24 protein-coding genes and 2 pseudogenes are annotated in these 23281 nt (G+C 66.0%); 10 read left to right on the plus strand and 16 right to left on the minus strand.

What is annotated here, in order from left to right:
* Nucleotides 1–2: 2 nt before the first annotated feature.
* Nucleotides 3–881, minus strand: coding sequence for a universal stress protein (locus tag C6A86_RS14215; protein WP_105365872.1), 879 nt, complete (start codon nt 879–881; stop codon nt 3–5).
* Nucleotides 882–1048: 167 nt separating this feature from the next.
* On the opposite strand from C6A86_RS14215, the gene C6A86_RS14220 reads away from it, so the two are divergent.
* Nucleotides 1049–1933 carry a universal stress protein gene (locus C6A86_RS14220; RefSeq protein ID WP_105365873.1) on the plus strand — a complete coding sequence of 295 codons (885 nt, stop codon included), beginning with the start codon at nt 1049–1051 and terminating at the stop codon, nt 1931–1933.
* Here the strand turns inward: C6A86_RS14220 and C6A86_RS14225 are convergent.
* On the minus strand, nt 1930–3162 hold the full coding sequence (locus C6A86_RS14225) for an MFS transporter (RefSeq protein WP_105365874.1): 1233 nt from the start codon (nt 3160–3162) through the stop codon (nt 1930–1932). The two genes, C6A86_RS14220 and C6A86_RS14225, sit on opposite strands and share 4 nt — an antisense overlap.
* Nucleotides 3163–3419: 257 nt before the next feature.
* On the opposite strand from C6A86_RS14225, the gene C6A86_RS14230 reads away from it, so the two are divergent.
* Genes C6A86_RS14230 through C6A86_RS14250 form a run of 5 tightly spaced genes read left to right on the plus strand, consistent with a single transcriptional unit; the run spans nt 3420 to nt 7714 of the window.
* On the plus strand, nt 3420–4688 hold the full coding sequence (locus C6A86_RS14230; RefSeq protein WP_105365875.1) for a cytochrome P450: 1269 nt from the start codon (nt 3420–3422) through the stop codon (nt 4686–4688).
* Nucleotides 4689–4705: 17 nt separating this feature from the next.
* Nucleotides 4706–5584 (plus strand): mycofactocin-coupled SDR family oxidoreductase, encoded by an 879-nt coding sequence (locus C6A86_RS14235; RefSeq protein ID WP_105365876.1) that lies wholly within the window; start codon nt 4706–4708, stop codon nt 5582–5584.
* A 4-nt stretch (nt 5585–5588) separates the two neighbouring features.
* Nucleotides 5589–5720: a hypothetical protein gene (locus C6A86_RS14240; protein ID WP_255419492.1), complete on the plus strand. Its 132-nt coding sequence runs from the start codon at nt 5589–5591 to the stop codon at nt 5718–5720.
* Nucleotides 5717–6505, plus strand: a complete 789-nt coding sequence (locus tag C6A86_RS14245) for a spirocyclase AveC family protein (RefSeq protein WP_105365877.1) — start codon at nt 5717–5719, stop codon at nt 6503–6505. The genes C6A86_RS14240 and C6A86_RS14245 overlap by 4 nt, the downstream gene beginning before the upstream one ends.
* 9 nt (nt 6506–6514) lie before the next feature.
* Complete coding sequence (locus tag C6A86_RS14250) at nt 6515–7714, plus strand: cytochrome P450 (protein ID WP_311101202.1); 1200 nt, start codon at nt 6515–6517, stop codon at nt 7712–7714.
* Here the strand turns inward: C6A86_RS14250 and C6A86_RS14255 are convergent.
* The 5 genes and pseudogenes from C6A86_RS14255 to C6A86_RS14275 form a co-directional block, all read right to left on the minus strand.
* The gene (locus C6A86_RS14255) at nt 7711–8166 is read right to left on the minus strand and encodes an SRPBCC family protein (protein WP_105365879.1); all 456 of its coding nucleotides are present in this window, start codon (nt 8164–8166) and stop codon (nt 7711–7713) included. The genes C6A86_RS14250 and C6A86_RS14255 overlap by 4 nt on opposite strands.
* Nucleotides 8167–8190: 24 nt before the next feature.
* On the minus strand, nt 8191–9540 hold the full coding sequence (locus tag C6A86_RS14260) for a deoxyribodipyrimidine photo-lyase (protein ID WP_105365880.1): 1350 nt from the start codon (nt 9538–9540) through the stop codon (nt 8191–8193).
* Nucleotides 9541–9629: 89 nt separating this feature from the next.
* Complete coding sequence (locus C6A86_RS14265) at nt 9630–10664, minus strand: nitronate monooxygenase (RefSeq protein ID WP_105365881.1); 1035 nt, start codon at nt 10662–10664, stop codon at nt 9630–9632.
* 170 nt (nt 10665–10834) lie between these two features.
* On the minus strand, nt 10835–11557 hold the full coding sequence (locus C6A86_RS14270) for a cutinase family protein (RefSeq protein WP_233213228.1): 723 nt from the start codon (nt 11555–11557) through the stop codon (nt 10835–10837).
* A 151-nt stretch (nt 11558–11708) separates the two neighbouring features.
* Nucleotides 11709–13327, minus strand: a pseudogene (locus tag C6A86_RS14275) (alkaline phosphatase D family protein).
* 211 nt (nt 13328–13538) lie between these two features.
* On the opposite strand from C6A86_RS14275, the gene C6A86_RS14280 reads away from it, so the two are divergent.
* Entirely contained in the window at nt 13539–14546 is a 1008-nt protein-coding gene (locus C6A86_RS14280) for a zinc-dependent alcohol dehydrogenase family protein (protein WP_105365882.1), read from the plus strand.
* 3 nt (nt 14547–14549) lie between these two features.
* Here C6A86_RS14280 and C6A86_RS14285 read toward each other — a convergent pair whose 3' ends face one another.
* The 4 genes from C6A86_RS14285 to C6A86_RS14300 all read right to left on the minus strand — a co-directional run bounded on the left by C6A86_RS14285 (nt 14550) and on the right by C6A86_RS14300 (nt 17695).
* Nucleotides 14550–15497 (minus strand): GlxA family transcriptional regulator, encoded by a 948-nt coding sequence (locus tag C6A86_RS14285; protein WP_105365883.1) that lies wholly within the window; start codon nt 15495–15497, stop codon nt 14550–14552.
* Nucleotides 15498–15968: 471 nt separating this feature from the next.
* A complete protein-coding gene (locus tag C6A86_RS14290; RefSeq protein ID WP_105365896.1) occupies nt 15969–16367 on the minus strand; it encodes a type II toxin-antitoxin system VapC family toxin in 399 nt (132 codons plus the stop codon).
* Between the two features lie 20 nt (nt 16368–16387).
* The gene (locus C6A86_RS14295; protein ID WP_105365884.1) at nt 16388–16624 is read right to left on the minus strand and encodes a type II toxin-antitoxin system Phd/YefM family antitoxin; all 237 of its coding nucleotides are present in this window, start codon (nt 16622–16624) and stop codon (nt 16388–16390) included.
* A gap of 219 nt (nt 16625–16843) precedes the next feature.
* The gene (locus C6A86_RS14300; RefSeq protein ID WP_105365885.1) at nt 16844–17695 is read right to left on the minus strand and encodes an SDR family NAD(P)-dependent oxidoreductase; all 852 of its coding nucleotides are present in this window, start codon (nt 17693–17695) and stop codon (nt 16844–16846) included.
* A 168-nt stretch (nt 17696–17863) separates the two neighbouring features.
* Between C6A86_RS14300 and C6A86_RS14305 the strand changes: the two genes are divergently transcribed.
* Entirely contained in the window at nt 17864–18730 is an 867-nt protein-coding gene (locus C6A86_RS14305; protein ID WP_105365886.1) for a helix-turn-helix domain-containing protein, read from the plus strand.
* A 98-nt stretch (nt 18731–18828) separates the two neighbouring features.
* Here the strand turns inward: C6A86_RS14305 and C6A86_RS14310 are convergent.
* The 5 genes and pseudogenes from C6A86_RS14310 to C6A86_RS14330 form a co-directional block, all read right to left on the minus strand.
* Nucleotides 18829–18933 (minus strand): annotated as a pseudogene (locus tag C6A86_RS14310) (IS630 family transposase); the annotation flags it as partial.
* The gene (locus C6A86_RS14315; protein ID WP_023985811.1) at nt 18933–19706 is read right to left on the minus strand and encodes an HAD-IIA family hydrolase; all 774 of its coding nucleotides are present in this window, start codon (nt 19704–19706) and stop codon (nt 18933–18935) included. The pseudogene C6A86_RS14310 and the gene C6A86_RS14315, both read right to left, overlap by 1 nt.
* A 58-nt stretch (nt 19707–19764) precedes the next feature.
* A complete protein-coding gene (locus C6A86_RS14320) occupies nt 19765–20064 on the minus strand; it encodes a type II toxin-antitoxin system PemK/MazF family toxin (protein WP_105365887.1) in 300 nt (99 codons plus the stop codon).
* Nucleotides 20061–20297, minus strand: a complete 237-nt coding sequence (locus C6A86_RS14325; RefSeq protein ID WP_105365888.1) for a YlcI/YnfO family protein — start codon at nt 20295–20297, stop codon at nt 20061–20063. Before C6A86_RS14325 ends, C6A86_RS14320 begins: the two co-directional genes overlap by 4 nt.
* Before the next feature lie 198 nt (nt 20298–20495).
* Nucleotides 20496–20915: a hypothetical protein gene (locus tag C6A86_RS14330; protein WP_105365889.1), complete on the minus strand. Its 420-nt coding sequence runs from the start codon at nt 20913–20915 to the stop codon at nt 20496–20498.
* Nucleotides 20916–21542: 627 nt separating this feature from the next.
* On the opposite strand from C6A86_RS14330, the gene C6A86_RS14335 reads away from it, so the two are divergent.
* Nucleotides 21543–22874 carry a hypothetical protein gene (locus tag C6A86_RS14335; protein ID WP_233213029.1) on the plus strand — a complete coding sequence of 444 codons (1332 nt, stop codon included), beginning with the start codon at nt 21543–21545 and terminating at the stop codon, nt 22872–22874.
* The gene (locus tag C6A86_RS14340) at nt 22871–23281 is read left to right on the plus strand and encodes a FixH family protein (RefSeq protein ID WP_105363658.1); all 411 of its coding nucleotides are present in this window, start codon (nt 22871–22873) and stop codon (nt 23279–23281) included. Before C6A86_RS14335 ends, C6A86_RS14340 begins: the two co-directional genes overlap by 4 nt.

Genomic DNA, 23281 nt, shown 5'->3' on the forward strand with positions numbered 1-23281 from the left:
CCTCAGTGGGTGTGGACCACGGCCACCGCGGCGTGCGAGAGCTGAGCGACGGTCGAGGCGACCGAACCCAGCAGCAGACCGGTGAAGCCGCCGCGCCCACGGCTTCCGACGACGACCAGCTGCGCGTGCTGCGACTCCTCGATCAGCCAGTGCGCGGGACGGTCCCGCACCAGCCGGCGCCGGACGTGCACATCGGGGTACTGCTCCTGCCATCCGGCAAGCCGTTCGGCCAGCGTCTCCTGTGCCTCTACCTCGTACACCTGCCAGTCCAGGGTGAACAGCGGGACCGCCCCGATATCGCTCCAGGCGTGCACGGCCACCAGGTCCACACCGCGCAGCGCCGCCTCCTCGAAGGCGAACCGGGTGGCGGCCTCCGAGGCCGGGGACCCGTCCACGCCGAGCACCACCGGCGCCGTGGCGTCGGCAACGTCGTCCTCGTGGATCACCACGACCGGGCTGTGCGCATGGTGCAGCAGGCCGGCAGCCACCGATCCCAGGGGAAGTCGGTTGTGCCCGCCGGTGCCCCGGTTGCCGACTACCAGCATCAACGCCGAGCGCGAAGCTTCCGCCAGCGTCCACACCACCGGGGACGGTCGCGACTCGGTGCGCAACGACACGGATCTCGGATCCTCGAGTGCCGACTCGAAGACCTGCTGAGCATGCACGAGCACCCTCGTGGATGAATCCTCCTGCAAATCAGCGACACTCGACTCGGCCACGGAGGACGACCAGCTGACCATCAACGGCGCGATGACATGGAGCAGCGTCACCGGCACCTTGCGGCGCAGCCCTTCCCGCGCGGCCCAGATCACCGCGGCGTCCGAACCGGGCGAGCCGTCGACCGCGACGAGGATTCCTGCGTTCTCGGCTGGCGTAGACATGCGATGCTCCTCTGTGAGGTTCGCAGTCGACGCTAGCCGAGCCGGCCGCGCGCCGACAGGGTCCAAAGTCCTTAGTGCTGCGTGGTTCCGCCGCAACCGGCGAGCGTGCGATCCGGCGGCGCGTAGTGTGCGCATCGGCACAGTAACTCCGAGAGGACACCAGTGACATGACCGATACGGCACAGCCCATCGTGGTCGGAGTGGACGGTTCCGCGAACGCGGTGGGTGCGGCAACCTGGGCAGGCGCGGTGGCCGCCCGACTGGGAGTGCCCCTGCACATCGTGTATGCCACGCCCTATCTCGGCCACAATTTCAGCGACGCGGCGGCGGCGGTCCGGGCGGCGGCGATCACCGGGCAGCGAGAGGCCGCGGTATCCATCCTGAGCGCCGCGGCGGACGCGGTGCGCAGTGCCGAACCCGATCTGAGCATCACCACGAGCGCACCTTCCGAAGCCGCCGACGAAGTGCTGGAATCCTTGAGCGCACAGTCCCGGCTGATCGTGCTGGGCTCACAGGACGTATCGGCGACTTCCGCGTTGCTGATCGGGTCTCTGACACTGAAGACGATCACCCGGTCGGCTTGTCCGGTCATTGCATGGCGTGGTGACATTCTCTCTCCGACAACGCAACCGATTGTGGTCGGGGTTGACGGCGACAACAGCGATGCCGCCCTCGAGTTGGCCTTCGACCTTGCCGGCGCACTACACGTCCCGTTGTGGGCCGTGCGGTCCTCGTCGTCGCGTCGCGCGCCCGGCGACGTCACCATCCCGTTCCTGATCGACTGGGACGCACTGGAAGCCCTGGAATGGAGTTCGCTGACCGCGACCGTCGGCCCCTGGGCGCAACGCCATCCGGAGGTCGATGTCAGTTTCTTCGTCGAGCCGGCCAAACCCAGCCAGGCGCTGCTGAAGCACCTCGACGGTGCGCAACTCGTCATCGTCGGGACCCGAGGTCACGGAGCGCTGGCCAGTGCGCTGATCGGATCCACCAGCCTCAACCTGCTGCACCATTCGCCGCTTCCGGTCGGGGTCTGCCGGCCCTCCGGCGACTAGCGCGGCTGCGTCGGTTCGCCGGTCTCGGCGCCTTCTTCGACGGCCGACCGGCTGCCCAGCAGCAGGAACAAGCCGCCACCGAAGAATGCGGCGATTCCGCTGAACACCAGGAATCCGTTGAAGCTCTCGCTCACCTGCAGTGTCCTGCTGAGGATGAAGGCACCGAGAGCAGAGGAGACCCCGATGGCCGCGGACAGGATGCTCAGCACGGTGCTGTACAGAGTCAGGTCGAACCGCCGCGCCACCAGATAGGCGATGACATCGCCTTCGGCTCCCCACGCCGCCCCCAGGCAGCAGACCGCGACGACCAGCACCGTGAAGCCGTCCCAGGTCGAGGCGATGAGCAGGCATCCCAGGCCGGGCAGTGCCATCGCGGCCGCCGCAACCAGTTGCGCCGGAAAGCGGTCCAGCGCAATACCGCACGCGAATCTTCCGACGATCACGGCGGTGGCGAAGATCGAGATCAGCAACGAGACCTCACCTCCGGTACCCAGCGAATCACCGAGGACGACACCCAGTTGGGTGGTGGTCACTGTGTGGTATAGGTTGCAGAGCAGCACTCCGGCGAACAGAATCCAGAACACCCGGGTGCGGCCGATGAGGCGGTAGTCGTTGCCGGTCTTGCCCTCTCGGCGGGTGTGCCGGGCATCGGCCTCGCCGGCCGGAATCAGCAACAAGGCGATGCTCCCGATCACGGCGATCGTGACGGCGATCGCCAGGCAGCCCATTCGCCAGCCGTAGACCCGGTTGATGACGTCGAGCGCGGGTACGCCGATGGCTCCGAGCAGGGGTGGTCCGGAGATGGCAATGGCCAGTGCCAGACCGCGGGCCTTGTCGAAACAGGTTGCCACGATTCGGCTGTAGATCGCCGGCGTCGTGGTGACGCCCAGCCCGATCAGCACGATGTTGATCGCGAAGTACTGCCAGATGGGCCCGGACATCAGCGCGTAGCCGGCCCAGCACAGCGGTAGTCCGACGACACCGATCACCGCGATACGACGGACTCCGAACAGATCGGTGAGCCTGCCGTAGATGGGCAGGAACACGAACGTCAGTAGCGTGATGACGCCGGTCAACACGAATTCCGAACGATTCCAGCCGAATTCTCCGAGGAACTGCGGGGCCATGGCGGCGTTGGTGTACGCGCTCAGGCTCAGCCCGGCGCTCAAACCCGCGGTTGCCGCCGCCAATGGCTGCCAGTTGGTCCGAAGCTCCCCGAGGTAGCCCATGCGCTCACGTTACGTGTCACACCGAAAGTGTCAGCATCGGGTCGGTGCCCGAATTCGGTGGGGCCGGCGATTTCCGCGCCGCTGGCGTATCTCTGAAACCCGATATTTGGGTTCCTGCAAACCTAGGTATCCGCAGCGCACACCCAAAATACGTTGTCAAAGCGACGGTTGACCGCAAAGCGGAACGAGTATTAGGGTCTCTTGTAACAAACGTTAGGTTTTGTGGCGGTGGCCACCGGATCGATCAGGAGCGCGCGGTGACCGACTTCGACACAGTGGACTACTTCACCGACGAAGCACTGGTACCGGACCCCTATCCGTACTTCGACCATCTGCGTGCGAAGTGTCCGGTGGCCCGGGCGACGCCGTTCAACGTCATCGCGATCACCGGGTACGACGAAGCAATCGCGGTGTACAAGAATCCGGCTTTCTCCTCCTGTAACTCGGTGGCCGGTCCGTTCTCCGGCCTGCCGTTCGGCCCCGGCGAGAGTGACGACGTCCGCGATCTCATCGAGCAGCACCGCAGCCAGGTGCCGATGGCCGAGCACATCACCTCTCAGGACGCGCCGCTGCACACCCGCACACGCGGTTTGTTGAGCAGGCTGATCACGCCGAAACGCCTCAAGGAGAACGAGGACTTCATGTGGCGGCTCGCGGACCGGCAGCTTGACACCTTTCTGGCCCGGGGGAGTGCGGAGTTCCTGGTCGATTACGCAAAGCCGTTCTCGCTACTGGTCATCGCCGATCTGCTGGGGGTGCCCGAGCAGGACCATGAGGAGTTCAAGGCGGTCTTTGCGTTGGAGACCGTCGGCGAACTCGGCAAGGAAGCCCCGACCACACACAATCCACTCCAATGGCTCAATGAGAAGTTCTTCGGGTACCTCGAGGATCGCCGACGAACACCCCGCAAAGATGTCCTCACCGAACTCGCGCAGGCCAAGCACGAGGACGGTTCGGTACCTGACATCGAGGACGTGATGAACCTGTCGACGTTCCTGTTCGCCGCCGGCACCGAGACCACGACGAAGCTGGTGAGTTCGGCGGTGCGGTTCATCGGAGACAACCCCGGCATCGAGAAGCTGCTGCGAGATGATCGGAGCAAGATTCCGGCCTTCCTGGAGGAAACCCTTCGGCTGGAAAGTCCGGTCAAATCCCACTTCCGGATGGCGAGCACGTCCACGACCGTGGGCGAGGCTGAGATCCCGGCGGGAACGACGGTGATGGTGCTACCGGGTGCGTGCAACCGAGACCCGCGAAAGTTTCAGCGACCCAATGAATTCCAGACCGATCGACCGAATGTGCGCGAGCAGATCGCCTTCATCCGCGGCGCGCATTCCTGCCCGGGAGCGCCGCTGGCCCGAGCGGAAGGTCGCATCTCGCTCGAACGCATCCTGGACCGGATGCACGACATCACGATCTCCGAGGATCACCACGGGCCCGCCGAGGACCGGCGCTACGAATACGAGCCGACCTTCATCATGCGTGGACTCAGCGAGCTGCACATCACCTTTGCGCCGGCCGGCTGACGAGAGGAGCACAGCATATGCCCGGAAAGCTGGACGGCAAGGTCGCTTTCATCACCGGTGCCGCACGGGGGCAGGGCCGTGCGCACGCGATCGCGATGGCGCGAGAGGGCGCCGACATCATCGCCGTCGACATCTGCCGCGACATAGCATCCAACCCGTACCCGTTGGCCACACCCGAGGATCTCGCCGAGACGGAACGCTCGGTCAAGGGGCAGGGCCGGCGGGTGCTGGCCCGGATCGCCGATGTGCGCGAACGCCACGAGCTGCGTGCTGCGGTCGAGGCGGGGGTGGCCGACTTCGGCAAGATCGACATCGTCGTCGCCAACGCCGGCATCCTGCCGATGGCGATGGGCAACCCCGACCCGATGGGTTTCGTGGATGCCTCCGACGTCGATCTGGTCGGCGTGATGAACACAGTGGCAGTGGCGATTCCGCATTTACCCGAGGGTGCATCGATCATCGTCACCGGCTCCACCGCGGGCATGATTCGCGGCACCACCACCAGCCCGGACATGGGACCCGGGGGAGCCGGGTACGGCTGGAGCAAGCGCATCGTCATGGACTACGTCGATGAGATGTGTCTGCACCTGGCGCCGAGGATGATCCGGGTGAATGCCGTGCACCCGACGAACTGCAACACCCATCTGCTGCAGAACGAGGGCATGTACGGGGTGTTCCGGCCCGATCTGAAGGCCGAGGGCAAGGTCGCCACCCGGGAAGACGCCGAACCGCTGTTCAATCTGTTCCAGGCGATGCCGATCCCGTACATCGAGCCCGAGGACATGGCCAACCTGGGCGTGTTCCTGGCCGGCGACGAGAGCCGCTACATCACCGGACAGCACATTCGGGTGGATGCCGGATCACTTCTCAAGTGGCCCAACGGGCCTGGCGGCTAGGTTCATGGGTCAACTCATCATGCTGGGTACGTTGTTCGGACTGATGATCCTGATCTTCGGTCTCGTCTGGTACTTCGATCCCGAGGCGCGCGGGCCTCGCGCCGTGCACGGCGCAGCGCCGGAGAGTGAGCAGTGAGCACCGCGCTGACGCCGGCGCTCATCATCGGCCTGTCCTTCGCCTACCTCGGTGGTGCGCTGTTCCTGGCGTACGGCGCGTACCTGAGCTACCGGCGTGGCCGCCTGCATCCGCTGTTGCTGGTGTCCATCTCGGCCATCTCGTTCTCCTGGATCGAAGCGCCGTATGACTGGGCGATGTACGCGCAATTCCCGCCCGCACTCCCACGAATGCCGTCCTGGTGGCCGATGAACTTCACCTGGGGCGGTGGGCTGCCGTCGGCGGTACCCATCGGCTATGTCGCCTACTTCGTGCTGCCCGCGGTGATCGGTGCCGCACTCGGGCGCTGGGCGATCCGGCGATTCGGGTGGCGCAGGCCACAGACCCTGCTTGTCGTGGGGTTGCTCGTCGGGTTCTGCTGGGCCTTGTTCTTCAACGCCTTTTTCGGTCCGCGGTTCGGCATCTTCTATTACGGCTTGGTCATTCCGGGTTTGGCGCTTTTCGAGGGCAGCAGGTACCAGTACCCGATCTATGACGCGATCGCCATGGCCGTACAGATGATGGTGTTCACCTATCTGCTCGGGCGCACCGACGGGCAGGGCCGCAATGTCGTCGAAGTGTGGGCGGACACGCGGTCGACGTCCCGCACCGGATCTGCACTGCTGTCGGTTGCGGCCATGATCGTCGCGGGGCATCTCGCGTACGGCGCGGTATTCGCCCCCCATCTGGCCACCAAGCTCGGTGGCTATGTGACCTCCGGTCCGACAGAGCAGTTGTTCCCCGGTATTCCCAACCAGCCCAGATAGGTAGCTGCTGTGACCATTGATCCTACTGTCGGCGTGTATTACGACCCGTTCGACAATGACATTGACGATGACCCGTATCCGATCTGGAAGCGGATGCGTGACGAGGCGCCGCTCTACTACAACGAGAAATACAACTTCTACGCGCTGAGCCGTTACGACGACGTCGCGCCGGCGCTGCCGAACTGGCAGACCTATCGGTCGGGCCACGGCACCACGGCCGACATCCTGTTCAGCGGTATCGAGGTGCCTCCCGGCATCCTGCTGTTCGAGGACCCTCCGCTGCACGATCTGCATCGCAAGCTCTTGTCGCGGGTGTTCACGCCCCGACGCATGCTGGCCGTCGAGGATCTGGTGCGTGGATTCTGTTCGCGCGCCTTGGATCCGATCGTCGGATCGGATCGCTTCGACTTCGTCGTCGATCTGGGTGCCATCATGCCGATGCGGACGATCGGTTATCTGCTGGGGATTCCCGAGGACGAGCAACAGCGCATCCGGGATCGCAATGACACCGCCATCACCGTGGACTCAGTTCCGGATGGGGATATCAGCCCGACGATCTTTCAGGACGCCGTGGCGATGTTCGTCGAGTACATCGAGTGGCGGTCCAACCATCCTTCCGATGATCTGATGACCGATCTGCTCAACGCCGAGATCGAGGAGGCCGACGGTACGCGCCGGAAGCTCGAACGCGGCGAGGTGCTGGCCTACACCGCGATGATCGCCGGTGCCGGCAATGAAACCACGGCGCGACTGATCGGGGCGATGGGGCAATTGCTCGCCGAGCATCCCGATCAGCGCCACGAGCTGGTCGGCGACCCGTCGTTGATCCCTGCAGCGGTCGAGGAGACCTTGCGATTCGAACCGCCGTCACCGGTGCAGGCCCGCTACGTCGCGCGCGATGTCACGCACTACGGGCAGACCATCAGCGAGGGTTCCTACATGCTGTTGATCAATGCGTCGGCCGATCGGGATCCCGCTCGGCACCCCGACCCTGATCGTTTCGACATCCACCGCAAGGCAGCGCATCTGGGATTCGGGCAGGGGATTCACTTCTGCCTTGGTTCGGCGCTCGCGCGACTGGAGGCACGAGTGGCGTTCGAGGAGGTGCTCACGCGCTGGGCCGACTGGGACGTCGATTACGACAACGCGCGACGAGCGCACACCTTGAGTGTCCGTGGGTGGGCGCGGTTGCCGGTACGCACCCGCTAACTCTGCTCGACGTAGTCCTTGATGCGGTTCAGCGTGGTGGTCATGTCCCGCACATTGCGGCGGCGGCGCAGGAAGTAGAGCGGCTCCAACGGCTGCAACAACGCGGGGAACGGAAGCCAGAAGGATTCGGTCACGGTCGTCGACGTCTCGCCACGGGGCTCGAACCTGTAGTGCCAGTTGTTCACCGCACGCTCGCCGACGAGCACCTCGAAGCCGAACTCCTTGCCCGGCTGGCACGCCGTCACGCGACAGGTCGTCCAGTAGATCGGCCCGATCTCGTTGCGCTTGACGTGCCCGCGGAACTTCGCGCCCAGCGCCGGGCCGGTCGCGCCGTCGAGCCACTCGGCTTCGAATACCTCCGGCGAGAACTTGCCTGTGTTGCGGATGTCGGACACCACGTTCCACACGTCCATGGCCGGTACATCGATGACCACTGTGGCGGAATCACGCATAGTGTGACCGTATCAGTGCCACGATCATTTACCCGTGATCGCCTGATAGCGGCGCAGGGCCTCGGCGCGTTCCTGGCTGTGATCCACGACCGGATCCGGGTAGCCCGCCGGCCGCTGCCCCTTTTTCAGGTGCGGGTCGTCGGCGTCGACGAGTTCGGGGACCCAGCGACGGATGTAATCGCCTGCGGGATCGAACTTCTGCCCCTGCATGGTCGGGTTGAACACCCTGAAGTAGGGCGCGGCGTCGGTGCCGCTGCCCGCACACCATTGCCACCCGTGCTGATTGCTCGCCATGTCGCCATCGACCAGCTGTTCCAGGAACCAGCGGGCACCCCACTGCCAGGGCAGGTGCAGGTCTTTGACCAGGAATGACGCGGTGATCATCCGAACCCTGTTGTGCATGAAGCCGGTATCTCGCAGCTGACGCATACCGGCGTCGACGATCGGGAAGCCGGTCTCGCCCGCCTTCCATGCCGCGAACAGCTGCTCGGCATCAGAACCCTCGTCGATTTCGATCGCGTCGAAGTCGGCATTCCAGTTCCACCAGACGCTGCGGGGCCAGTGGTTGAGCACATCGGCGTAGAAGTCACGGAATGCCAACTCGCGCAGATATGCGGCATCGCCTGTGCGGCGGGCGTCGAGGTCGGCAGCCATGGTGCGTGGGTGAATGGTGCCGAATTTCAGCGGACCCGACATCCGGCTGGTCCGGGCGAGATCGGGGCGGTTGCGGTCCTGCTCGTAGTTTTGCAGGTCGTCGTCGACGAAGTTCCTCCACTGCTCCAGTGCGGCGGCTTCCCCGGCGGTGACGTCCATATCCGCGCCGGGATCGGGAATCTGCACCGGTCGCAACGGCGTGTGCGACAGGTCCGCGGGGTCGAGCCAGCGCGCCGACGTCGCGGTCGACGTGGCGGGGGCGCGCCAGCCGTGTTCCTGCCACCGGCGGAAGTACGGGGTGAACACCTTGTAGGGGCTGTCGTCGTCCTTGAGGACCCGGCCCGGCGACACCAGATAGGGGGACCCGGTCGCCACCAACGGGATGCTGTCGAGCGCCTTCTGCACCTGTTCGTCACGGCGTCGCCCGAAGGGTGTGAAGTCACCGGAGATGTGCACCGCGTCCGCACCGATATGTTTGGCGATCAGCGGAATTCGTTCCTCGGCGCGCCCGCGGACCACCAGTAGCCGGCCGTCCAGTTGGTGCTGCAGGTGGCGCAGGCTGTCACCGAGGTACTGCATGCGCCGCGGGCCGGCGGATGCTTCCAGACGGGGGTCGAGGACGAAGCAGCCGAGTACGTCCCCGTCACCCTCGGCGGCGGCCAGCAACGCGGGAAGATCGGTCAACCGGAGGTCACGACGGAACCACAGAACGGACGGCATGCCTCCAAACTAGCCCGCCCGGCTGATCAGCAAACGTAGGAACGCAGCACCACGGACTGCCCGTCTCTCGCAGCGCGAGCCAGGAGTTTTCAGCCGGCCAGGGAGGTGAGGATCGACGCCGTCGATGCATCGCGGACGTGACGGTAGCCCGTCCCAGCCCAGAGGTGGACAAGATCGGCATCGCCTGCCGCAGCGGCTGCCTTACGGAGCGGGCTGGTCAGGTAGTGGATTGCGGGGTAGCCCAGCGGCGCAACCGATTCGAAGCGGTCGATGAAGTTGTTGCGCAGACCGCGGGCGGGGCGCCCGGTGAAGGCGCGGGTCAGGACGGTCTCGGTGCGCGACGGGTCGACGAGTGCCGCCTTGTGGGTGGCCGACGCGGCGCTCTCGTCGGCACGCAGCAGAACGGTGCCCACGGCGGCCGCGACGGCACCGGCGCTCAGCACGGCCGATACCGCCTCGGGTGTGGCAAGTCCTCCCGCGGCGATCACTGGCACCTTCACCCCATGGGTCACCTGCCGGATCAGGTCACCGATCGGAACCGGTGCCGGCAAGCGGTTCGGAGACAGCGTGCCCGAATGCCCGCCGGCCGCGCTGGCCTGCACGGCGAGCATGTCCACGCCCGCCGCGGCGGCCAGTTCGGCTTCCGCCAACGTCGTCACGGTCTGCACCACGACTGTCCCGGCCCGCTGCAGGGCGGTGAGGACGTCGTGGCTGGGTAGCCCGAAGGTGAAGCTCACCACGGGTACCGGATTCGTCGACAACAGGTCGATCTTGGCGCCGAACGCATCATCGTCATCGATGGGGTCGGCGGGCAAGGTCAGACCGAAGCGATCCGCGTCGGCCCGCAGGGCGCCGGCGTAGTGCCGATAGTCCGGACCGGTGATCGGCACCGGGTTGGGGGCAAAGATATTGACGCCGAACGGGATTGACGCGTCTCGCACGGCAGCGATCTCGGACTCCAGAGCCTGGGGAGTCTTGTAGCCGGCGGCCAGGAACCCCAGCGCACCAGCGTGTGCGGCGGCGATCACCATCGCGGGGGTGGTGGCACCACCGGCCATCGGCGCCGCGATGAGCGGGATCGTCAGACCGAGGCCGGCCAACGGGGAGTTCTGCGGTGTGGTCATGGCTGCTCCTCGTGATCGGGCTTCCGTCGTCACTCGTTGCAACGATTCTGAACGCACGCCCATCCACCGGGATAGGACGGGTTCTCTATCTCACGGGAGGCGCAGGCTCCAAGAGAGCGGCGCCCAGGGGCGCATCCCGCGGATCACGCCGGCTCCAACGGCAATGAGCCCTACACGGGTGCCGGCGCCCGCACCAACCGGCTGACGGTGAAGGCCGCCGCCTGGTCGACCATCCCATTGACGCCATATTGCTGATGAGGGCCGCTCGAACCCGACGGCAGTGCGCCCGAGCAGACGGTGTCGCCGGGAGCGCAGAACTCCAGGGCCTTGGCGGCGTAGGCGGGGCCCACATCGATCGCCGGGGTTCCGTACTTCTCCGCGGACCAACCCGCGGGCGTCCCGAACAGGACCACCGCGGCCACATTGTCGACGGCGTCGGCGGGCAGCGGCGGGGGAGCAGTCCCCGGCGCGATACCTGCGGGCACCACGCCGGAGGTGGCGAGAGCTGTCACGACGGCCCCCTGTGAGTACCCACCGAGAACCATCTGAGTGCTCGGGCACACCGAGGTCACGCCCTGCACGTGGGCGGACTCGTCGCGCACACCTTCGGCGACGCTCATCTGGAATGCCGGGCCGCCGCTGAAGTTGTTACTCGCCGGATAATTGACGCCGTGTACACCGACCGTGCGCGGAAAGGCTTGCGCACGTAGAGCTTCAACGAACCGCTGACCGACACCGCCGACCCCGGGTGGCTCCGAGGTGCCTCTGGCGAACACCACGCCGATGTCCGGGCACGGCTGCGACACCGCAGTCGGCACCATGACGGGCAGCGCCGCGGCCGCCAGGAAAGCCGCCGCAACCAGGCGACCGATTGTTCGCGCTCCAGTGACCACTTCACATCCTCCCCAAACGGCCCTGCGCAGACTGTGCCAGACCCCCGTGGCAGGCGGCAGCGTTTTGCCGACCTCACCTGAACGAGCGCCTCCCGAGAGGCACCGCTCTGGTCATCGCCGCAGTGCGCAGTCGTGTTACGACAGGTGCCCGTCAGTCGGTCAGAGATATTTCGGTCACCGCGGTCAACTCGCTGTTCTCCAGCGGTTGTTCGAAAACGACGCGCGCGGTGCGCCCCGCCGTCTCCAGGGTGGCGATCGTGTTGCCGAACAGCGGGCCACTCAGGTTGCGCCACGACATCGGCAGATCGGGTGCGCCATGGCGGCGCGCCCACCGTCGGGCAACCCGGGCCGCCCGCGGTGACCAGCCAAGCTTGAACACCGGTTTGATGAAGAACGGCACGTAGTTGTGGACGGGGGAGCAGACAAGCTGGTGGACCCGGGCGGCGGCGTCGCCCTGGAATTGGGCTCGCGCCGCGTAGCTGTGGTGGACGTCGCCGGAGAGCACGCTGACCGTCGCCGGCCCACCGTCAGAACTGCCGGCTGCTTCGATGAGTTGGCTCAACCGCAGAAATGACGTCAAGAAGGCCGGCCAATGCTCGAAATCCACTGTCTGTCTGACTTTTTCGGCCACCGCGCCGCGCACGCCCGATCGGTTGGCCGCGAACTCGTTGACGGTTTGCATGTCACCGATCGCCGGTGGCAGCAGCCACGGCAGAGAGGACGCCAGAATCAGATGGTCGAGATCTGCCAGGCCCTCGTTGACATGCTTCTCGACCCAGCTGAACTCGCCGTCGCCCAACATCTTCCGGTTGCCGTCTTCCAGAATCCGGGAGTTCCGCGAGTCGATCATGATGAGCCTGCTGCGCCCGAGGTCCCAACGAAAACTGAACCGTAGGCCCTTCTCGCCGTCGACTTCCCGGTCCGCGCGGTCGGCGAGGTCTGACAGCACCGGCCAGCAGTCACCGGCGGTGGCCAGCACCTGCTGATAATCCTCGTCCTGCTCCAATTGCTGCGGGCTCAGGTTGCCGATGTGCTGGTAGACCCAGTAGGACGCCAGACCGGACCGAATCCGGTCCCGCCACCACGGCTTCTTGTTGACCGCTGCCCGCCACGCCGCCGACGTGTTCCAATCGTCACGGATGTCGTGGTCGTCGAAGATCATGGCGGTGGGCAGCGTCGACATCACCCAGCGGATCTCGGGGTCACCCCAAGTGTGCCGGTAGAGGCCGACGTATTCGCCGAAGCTGACCACCTCGTCCGGGGGCCGTTTCTTGTTGGTGCGTCGGCCGGTGATCTGTTGCCGCGCTTCCGGAGTCAGCTCATCGGCATAGACCTGATCGCCGAGCAGGATCAACACGTCAGGCCACTGCTCGTGCGGCTGCGCGGTCAGCCGCGCCGCGTAGCAGTCCAGCGCATCCAGACCGAGCTTGTTGTCGATCTTGGCGTCGCCGGTCTTGGGATAGCGGCACGAACCGAAGATCAGTCGCAGCCGGTCTGATGACGCCGGGCCCCGGGTACGGATGACGCTCGGCGGAAACTCGGAATCGGGTTGTGGCCAGACCTGCGTGCCGTCGATGTGCACCTGGTATTCGGTGGTCGAATCCGGGGCCAACCCCTGGACGGGGACGAGCGCGTAATGGTGGTCCTGCACCTGGAAGGTACGCGCCGAACACCCAGCACTTCCACCTCGGCGGGTGCGTCGGTCTGCACCCAGACCATCGCGGTGGTGTCGCCGACGTGGCGCAGCACAGGACCGAGCAGAAGACTCACCGAGCCAGCCTATGCGTCGGTGTGGTGGCCTCGCGAAGGCTTGGTCCGTCCCGCGGGATCATGCCCGAGCACCGCGCGACACGGCTGTCATTATCCTCGCGGATATTGGCATTCACGCCACTGGAGTGTGTGGATCGTGTGCGCGACACTGGGAACGAACCGCCCCGGCTCGCCGCGGCGCGCCGCCAGGACCACGATGAGGAACACCGATATGACTGATCCGATGAAAGCCGTTGTGCTCACCCATTTCGGAGGGGCCGATGCTTTCGAAGTGCGCGAGGTCCCTGTACCGCACGTCGGGCCCCGCCAGGTTCGGGTGCGCGTCCATGCGACCGCCGTCAACCCGCTCGACTATCAGATCCGCCGCGGAGACTACGCCGATCAGGTGCCGCTCCCGGCGATCATCGGGCATGACATCTCCGGCGTGATCGAGGAAGTCGGCACGCATGTGAACGAGTTCGGCGTCGGCGACGAGGTGTACTACACGCCGCAGATTTTCGGCGGCCCCGGCTCCTACGCCGAACAGCACGTGGCCGACGTGGACCTCGTCGGCCGCAAGCCGGAAAACGTCAGTCACCTGGAGGCGGCGAGCCTGACCCTGGTCGGCGGAACGGTCTGGGAGTCCCTGGTGACGCGAGCTCAGCTCACCGTCGGCGAGACGATCCTCATCCATGGCGGCACGGGTGGCGTCGGCACCATCGCGATCCAGATCGCGGCGGCGATCGGCGCACGAGTGATCACCACCGCGAAAGCCGGCGACCACGACTTCGTGCGCTCGCTCGGTGCGGATGCGGCGATCGACTACACGTCGACGGACTACGTCGACGCCGTGGCCGAACTGACGCAGGGCAAAGGGGTCGATGTCGTCTACGACACGATCGGCGGCGACGCGCTCACCCGAAGCCCGCTGACGCTCGCCGACTCCGGGCGCGTCGTCAGCATCGTCGACCTCGCCCAGCCGCAGAACCTCATCGAGGCGTGGGGCAAGAACGCCGCCTATCACTTCGTCTTCACACGCCAGAACCGGGGAAAGTTGAACGCGCTCACCACGCTGGTCGAGCGCGGCCTCGTGAAGCCGGTCATCGGCGCGACTCTGCCGCTCGCCCGGATGGGTGAGGCTCACGAGCTCCTGGAGGACAGGCGGTCGTGGGCCCTGCGCGGCAAGGTCGCGATCGACGTGGCGGGCGACACTGTCGCGCTGCCCCCTCGCATCTCCTAGGTATCAGCTCCGCCCGGAGAAGGTGGCCCGGTACTCCGAGGGGGAGACATCGAGGAGCCGGCGGAAGTGCAGTCGGAGGTTCGACCCAGTTCCCAGGCCGACCTGTTCCGCGATGCGGTCGACCGACAGCTTCGTGCTTTCCAGGAGTTCGCGGGCGGTGTCGACCCGCGCCCGCAGGATCCACTGCAGCGGGGTGCTGCCGGTCTCTTCGGCGAAGCGGCGCAGGAACGTGCGGGGCGACATCTGCGCGTGGGCGGCCAGGCCGGCGATCGTGAGTGGCTCGTCGAGCCGCGCCATGGCCCATTCGCGCGTCTCGGCGAGGGTTTCACCATGGGCGGCCGAGCTGGTCTTCGGCAGGTACTGGGCTTGACCGCCGGTACGGTAGGGCGCGGTGACGAGGCCTCGCGCGATCTCGTTCGCCGCGGCCACGCCGAGGTCGCACCGAACGATGTGCAGGCACAGGTCGAGACCGGCGGCGGCGCCCGCCGAGGTGAGGATGGATCCCTCGTCGACGAAGAGCACGTTCGGCTCGACCGCGATCTGCGGATGCCGCGCCGCGAGTTTTTCCGCCGCATCCCAGTGCGTCGTCGCTCGCAGGCCGTCCAGCAGGCCGGCCTCCGCGAGAGCGAAGGCGCCGTAACAGATCGATGCGATACGGGCCCCGCGGGATGCGGCGGTGCGGAGCGCGTCGCGCACCTGAACCGGTATCGGCCGACCCGCCGGCGCGTACCCCGGGACGATGATCGTGTCCGCGTCGGCCAGCGCGTCCAGGCCCCGCGGGACCGCGTAGCCGAAGCTCCCGTGGGCCGGCACCGTTCCGGCGGTGACCCCGCAGACCGACACCTCGTATCCGAACCCCGTCTCCGGATGGAACACCTCCGCCGGGATCCCGACGTCGAGGGGGAGCGCCCCCTCGAGCACGAGGACCACCACCTGATGCGGTCGCTGCATGACCCGACTCCGATCCGGTCGGCGCGTGCCGACCGCGTCATTATCCTCGCATGTGTGTGCAATACCGCCATCCAGGCGCACTCCATCGTTTCGTCACAGTGACGTAATTTGGCCCAGTTCGGGGGGAGCGTGAGCGGTTGGCGGCATCGAATCCGGGGGCGGTCGTCGCGGATTCCGCCGGCCAGGCAACGGTGCGCCGATCCAGGGGCAGCCAACGTGTGGCCAGGACCGGACAACGCCCAGGCGGATCTCGACGCGGACGCCTTCGAACAAGTTGCAGCCACTGAGACGTTGCCCGGGGAATTGCCGACGTCCAGTTCGGAAACAGGCGGCAAGACGGCAGCATGTGCAGCTTCAGCCCATCCACCCAGTTCGGATTTGTGCCGATAATCTACATTATGTCAACTTAAGTACTGCATATTGCTCTGCTTCCCAACGCTTTTCGAGACCGGGCTGTGAGTAGCATCTTCCCTACTGATGATGAGGGTGGGTGACCGACCGGAGCTCAAGCCGCGGGATTCCTGCGAAGTCGGCTGGATTGCATGTGTAGAGCGGCAACGCATGCGCGATCGCGCTCGCCGCGATGAGCGCGTCATACGCGCGCGCCGCTGGCTTGCGCCCCGATGCGCGCAGTGCCGCCGCCACGGCGCCAAATGCCCGCGCGCAATCACCATCGAACGGTAGAACATCAAAGTCCGCCTCGGCCTGCTGCAGGTGCTGCTGACGAGCACTGCGCTCGGCAGCGTCGCGCGCTACATGCGGACCTACGGAAAGCTCGGCCAGCGTTATCGCGCTGATCACCGATTCGTCGGGAAGCTCGGTTGGGTCGGATATCTGGCCGAGGAGGATCACCGTGGAGGTGTCCAGCATCCCCTGGCTCAAAGCTTCCGTCACAGCGACGGGTCGATCAGGTTGTCGATGTCGCGCCGGAGCGCATCTGGGTTCACCTGCGGGAGATTCTTGCGGCGGCGAATGAGTTCGGCCGGGCCGGCGCTGGATCGGGGCAGGGGGCGGAGTTCAGCCACCGGCGCGCCGTCGCGAGTAACGACGATGCGTTCGCCGTGCTCGACGCGGCGCAGGACTTCTCCCCCGTTGTTCCGAAGATCACGTACCGTCACCGTGTCCATATGCTGAGTGTATCACCGGTGAGACGGCGTTGCGAGCGACGAAGCTGCAGTTACCTGCGCGCGAATATGCAGGAATCGAATATGCAGTGTTACCAGTAGGCCACTGCATAATGCATCTGATGAATCATGGCCTGGCCTGTTGCTTTGACTCCTCCCCACTGTCCCGGCGTCCTCACCGCCGCCGCCGGGCGCCAACGGTTTGCAGCAGCTAGCACCACGTCACCCTTGGTCGGTGGTGACCGCCAGGTCATAGCCGGCCTTCACGTCGGCGGTCAGCGCGTCGATCTGGCCCTGGGCCAGCGACACCGCGTCCGAGCCGAGCAGCTGGTGCAGCGGGCCCTGTCCCGTAATGGCGATGTCGATGATCGCTGCCGCGCCCTTGATCGGGTCACCGAGTTGGGTGCCCTGCATCTGCAGATGCTGCTCGGTCATCTCCCGGATCGCGGGGTACGCGTCCCCCGCGTCGGCAGGCAGCGCCAGCGAGTCGGTGGTCAGGAAGTCGGTGCGGAAGTAGCCCGGTTCGACGATGGTGACGTGGACGCCGAAGCCGGCCAGCTCCTGCGCCAGCGCTTCGCTGAGCCCGTTCAGCGCGAACTTGCCCGCACTGTAGAGCGCCCACCCGGGGAATGCGGTCAACCCGAGGATCGACGATACGCTCACGATGTGTCCGCTACCGGCGGTGCGCAGGTGAGGAACGGCGGCCCGCAACACATTCCACGCGCCAAACACCTGCACGTCGAACATCGCCCGCGCCTCGGCGTCAGTGGTCTCCTCGACCGCCGCGATCAGGCCGTAGCCGGCGTTGTTCACCACGACGTCGAGGTGCCCGAATTGCTCCACGGTGCCGTTGACCGCGGCGCCGACCGCGCCGGGGTCGGCGAGGTCGACCTCCAGCGCCAGCAGTCTGGCGGTGTCGACGCCGGACAGCGCGCAGAGTAGACGCTCAGACGACCGGGTGGTCGCCGCGACGTTGTCACCGCGCTGCAACAGTTGGCGGACGAGCGCGAGGCCGAGGCCGCGCGAGGCTCCGGTCACGAACCAGGTGGCGGGACGGTCGGTCGGATAGGTCATGATGATGTCTCCTTCGAGATGATGGCGCCGAACTTCTTTGAGATCGGCACGCAGCCAGTCTGGGCGCCGGAAGGGTCCTTCGGCGGCGCAAAACAGGCCCGCTTCGGCCTAGGTCGGCGCCACCTGGTACTCGTTGTCCTATCTTCCGATCGGCCCTGTTCTGGGAGGATGGGATACGTGGCCGACGCCAACCGAGAGCTCGCGGACTTCCTGAAACGCGCCCGCAGCGCAGTTGATCCGGCGCGCGCGGGTCTGCCCGCCGACGGCCGGATCCGTCGGGTGCCGGGGCTTCGCCGCGAAGAGGTCGCGCTGCTGGCCGGCGTCTCCACCGACTACTACACGCGGCTGGAACAGGGCAGGCGGATCACCCCTTCGACCGCGGTGCTGGACGCGATCGCGCACGCCCTGGATCTAGATGCGACCGGGCGCGCGCACCTCGGTCACCTCGTCGGTGCGCCGTCGACGCGGCGCAAGGCGCCGCGTTCGGTGCAGCGGGTCCGGCCCGGCCTGTACCAGCTGCTAGATTCGCTGGACAACTCACCGGCGATGATCTTGGGCAGGCGCACCGACGTGCTCGCCGCCAACCATGCCGCGCGGGTGCTGTTCGCCGACTTCGACTCGATGCCGCCGCGGGAGCGCAACTACGCGCGTTGGATGTTCACCACCGAGCAGGCCCGAGACCTGTTCCTGGACTGGGAGGTTCAGGCCCGATCGGCCGTCGAGAACCTGCGCCTCGACGTCGGGAGTGATCCGAACGATCCGGCCGCTGAGGAACTCGTCGCCGAATTATCGAGTGCGAGTGAGGAATTCCGCACGTGGTGGTCCGAGCATCGGGTGTTCCAGCGGACATACGGCACCAAACGGTTGCGCCATCCGGTCGTCGGCGAACTGTCCGTCGACTTCGAGACGTTCACGATGCCTGGTGACGCGGACCAGGCACTGTTCGTCTACACCACCGAAGCCTGCACACCGTCGCGGGATGCGCTGAAGCTGCTGCTGAGCTGGAGCTCTGCCAAGTCCGTCGACGCCGAGTGATCATTGGCGGCTGGAGACCGAGACACCCGGCTGCCTCTTCGGTCCGCTCGAGCCTGGTTCGACAAAACCTGGAGACTTCCCGACATCGAGCCGCTCTCCTAGTGTCCTGAGTCGTCAATTTGGCGGCAGTAGTTGGCGACTGATTCGAGGATTTGGTCGGCGGACTTGGTCCAGACGTAGCGTCGTGGGATGTCGTTCCGCGTCAGACGAGTTCGATCACGTCGGCGATGGATTCGAACACCCGGCTGGGCCGGAACGGATAGCGCTCGATCTCCTCGCGCGTCGTCGAGCCGGTGAGCACCAGGATCGTCTCCAGCCCGGCTTCGATGCCTGCAACCACGTCGGTGTCCATCCGATCGCCGATCATTACGGTGCCTTCCGAATGGGCATCGATGCGGTTCATCGCGCTGCGGAACATCATCGGATTCGGCTTGCCGACGAAGTAGGGCTCCCTGCCGGTCGCCTTGGTGATCAGCGCGGCGACCGAGCCCGTGGCAGGCAGAGGACCCTCCGCCGACGGACCGCTCACGTCGGGGTTGGTGGCGATGAAACGCGCCCCGCCGAGAATCAGGCGGATCGCCTTGGTGATGGCCTCGAACGAGTACGTGCGCGTCTCTCCCAGCACGACGAAGTCCGGACCGACGTCGGTCAACGTGTAGCCCACGTGGTGCAGCGCCGTGGTCAGGCCGGCCTCGCCGATCACATAGGCCGAGCCGCCCGGCAGCTGGTCGTGCAGGAAGGCCGCCGTCGCAAGGGCCGAGGTCCAGATCGACTCCTCGGGCACAATCAGGCCCGACCGCGCCAACCGGGCCGCCAGGTCACGTGGCGTGAAGATCGAGTTGTTGGTGAGTACCAGGAAGGGCCGCTGCCGGTCGCTGAGCGCCTGGAGGAACTCCGCGGCCCCTGGCAGGGCGTGCTCCTCCCGGACCAAGACGCCATCCATGTCGGTCAGCCAGCACTGCGGTGTGGTACTCATGCGTCCAGTCTCGCAGGTACTGCCGCCGCGTTCCCCGAACCGCGGTCGCCCTTGCTTGTCAGTCGAGATCGAACGCGTGCTGGATCGCCGTTGCCAGCGATTCCTCTTGATCAGGAAGGAAGAACCCAATCTGACGGCCCAGTGCCGCAACCGGGATCGTGACAATGTTGTCGACGCTGACGACGGAATCTTTCTCGAGCCCGTTACGCACACCTACTGGGACTTCGGTCGACAGGCCGCGAACTGTTCCGGTGATCGGTGCCACGGTGACCCTGGTGAGGTGGGGCCGCACGAGCTCCCGAGTCAGGATCAGAACCGGTCGAGCCTTATCGAGCTGAGCGACGTGAATTGGTCTCAATCGATATCCAGCTCGAAAGTGGACGTATGAGCAGCGAGCTCGTCGAAGTCATCGTCCGCGGTGGTGCGCTCGGCGAGAATCGCCGCATCGCGGGCAGCGATCAGCCGGCGGCGCTCGCGTTCGAGCGCTTTGAGCACAAATGATGCGCGGCTCTCGACGTGCCGCTGGTCCACTTCCCTGTCAATGAAATCGACGACGTCGTCCGGAAGCCGAACGGCGATCTGCTTGCTCATAGCGAAATGGTACCGATGTGGGATGCGGAACGCTACCGCTGGTTGCCGAATGTGACGCTCGCGCGACTCAACGGTCCGCTCGCCGAACGCGGATCGCCGGTCTGTTCAGCACACAAACACCCGGCAAACCTCGAGCGCTACTGACCTTGCCCTCCCTTGCCCCGTAGCAGCGGTGCGGAGTTCTCTCGGCTGGTGCACTCACGCGGGGGTGAACGTGAATCGCGTCTCGCCCACCGGGCCGCTGGTTCCGCACGGATTGGGGCCGTCGAGCGTGTAGAGCCCGTTCGTACCGTCGACGTTGAAGGTGGAGCGGGTGACCACGTCGACCGGGCGCCCGTCCGGGCAGAACGCGCCGCCGGGAACGAACTGTTCGAGCACGTATTGGCTGCCCTGAATGTGGGCCTGGCCTTGGTCGGTGTTCGACGTGAGGTTGAAGATCGAGATACAGCCGGGACCGCAGCTCGTCACCCGCATCAGGTTGTCGGTGACGATCCCGTTGGCCATGATGCTGCGGTGGTGGTAGTTGCCCGGAGCGAGATCCGCATTGGCGGGTGCCGCCAAGCCGAGGCTGACGGCGGCGCAGCCCGTCGCGATCGCGCCGATGATGATGTTCTTCATGGCATCGAGTGAATACCAACCAAGCGCCTACCGATCCCAACTTCGCAGACCGACCCGCGGTTGATCAGTGGGTGCGCTGCCGCGGCGTAAGGATGCCCTCGCCGTAGCGACCGGCGTGATCCGTCGCGCCAACCTTCGCAAACCTTGAGGAATAGGCACGAATCGAAAATGCAGGATTACCAGTCATGTACGCCATGTTCATCAGATGAATCACACGCGCTACCTTGTGGCCCCCTCACCCGCCGCCTCGGGTCAATCTCGCCAAATCGCAGCGACATACGTCTTCGAGGACACGGTGCGCCAGTCCCGACAGGGAGATCTCGGCGACCGGAGTAGCTACGTTTCTCAAGAGCATCATTCGTGCTGTTGACCGACGTCGCACGGGCGTTCTTCGCATTCGTGCGCTAGACATGGCGTTTCGAGCTTCGCAAACCACTGCGCGGCCACAGTGGAGGTTATCCCCCGGCACCGTGGGGGTTATCCCCGGCGACACTGGCATTTTTGAGCGCCATGCTGGTAGTCATGACATTGGTTGGCGTGGTGAGCTGCGCAACCACCGCGCAAAAAACCAGGGGCTTATCCCCTGTCGCACTGGCGTTTTTGTGCGGCATGCTGATGGCGGCGGCCATGGCTGGCGTGCCCGCGGCGCGGGCAGACGGCATCGGATCGGATGCAGACGTGCACGTCGCCCAGTCGCTCGGCGGCCGCGAATTGACGGTCACGATCCGACGAGCCGGACCAATCCTTGGGCCACTGCACGTAGACGTCGTCACACATCGCGGCGACGCTCCAGGCACACTGCAACTCACCGTTTCGGCACCGGGAGCCACTACCAGCGGCGGGCAGGTGAAGCTCGGCACGCCCGGCATGTATTCCGCGACGCTGTACGTCGACAGGGCCGGACCATGGGAACTGATCGTCGACGACGGCCACACCGCGGCGCGGATCCCGTTTCTGGTGCCCGCGCAGGTGATTCCGCCGTGGAAGAAAGCCAGTGACTACGGATTCTTCGCCGCCGGCGCGCTGCTGATCGTTTCGCTGGCAGCCGCGTTGCGCGCACGCCGCAGCTGGATGGCGCTAGTCCCGGCGACCGGCATGATCGTCGCACTGACGGTGGCTGTCACCGGCGCGACGCTGTCGGCGTACTCCCCTCAGCCCCCGCAGCCCGGCCACGACCTTGACCCCACCCTCGAGAACATCCGTGATCCCTACGCGCGCGTTGCGGCCAATTCGCTGAATCCGGTCGACTATTCGCGGCCGCCGGTGAACATGTCGGTGTCGGTCGGCCAGTCCACGCTGCGACTGAACCTCACCGACTCCTCCACCGGGCGACCCGCCGACGACCTGCTGATCCACCACGGCGCGCTGATCCATCTCATCGTCGTCTCACCTGCGGGCACCATGTCACACGTGCATCCTGTCCGTGTCGCGCCGGGTAGGTACGAGGCAAATTTCGACACCGCCGAACACGGGACCTACGCGATGACCGCCGAAATCGCCAGGCGCGGTGGCGGGGTACAACTGCTACGCGGCTCGGTCTACGGGCAATCCCCTGCCGCACCGCCGACCGCGGCGGCACCCTCGCAGGGCGAAATCACCGCGACGGTCGCGCCGGCGGGCAGCCCGAGCACCATCCGGGCCAGGTTCGGGGACACCCCCGACCTGCAGCCGTGGCTCGGGATGGTCGGACACATGATGGTCGTCGGCCCGCTACCCGAGGGCCCCGACGTCGGCAAACACGCACTGACGGCACCGGTCTGGTCGCATGCGCATGCCATGGTGCCGCCGGCGCCCGGCGCCGCAGGTGGACAGCCCGACGAATCAGTTGCCCGGTACGGGCCCGAGATCGATTTCACCTACTCGTTCGCACTGCCCGGCCGCTACAAGGTATGGGTGCAGACCGAACGCGACTACGCGATCCTCACCGCGCCAACCGAAGTCGAGGTCCGCCAACCATGAGCCACCAGCGCCTCGTCGTCATCGCCGCGATCGCCGCCGCTGTCGTCGGCGCCGGAATGTGGTTGCTGTGGCCGAAATCGATGGACGACGGCGCGGCCACCGCGACGGCAGGACCGTACCGTGTGCAGCTGACCGGCGAGTCGCCGAAAGTCGGAACCACCAGCCCGGTCACCGTCGAGATAACCGGCAATCGGGGCCAGCACCCCTCACCGGACTCAGTCACCTTCGAACCCGCGATGCCCCAAATGGGCCATGCCACAACACCTGTGATCGCCACGGCCCAAGGCGACGGCCGGTACCGTGCCGACGTAAATCTGTCCATGGCCGGGCAATGGGACATCACGGTCCGCATCGCCGCCAGCGACCAAGTGCACGAAGCGGTTCTGAGCGTCACCACCAACGGCTAG

The organism is Mycobacterium sp. ITM-2016-00316, assembly GCF_002968335.2.
Lineage (GTDB): Bacteria > Actinomycetota > Actinomycetes > Mycobacteriales > Mycobacteriaceae > Mycobacterium.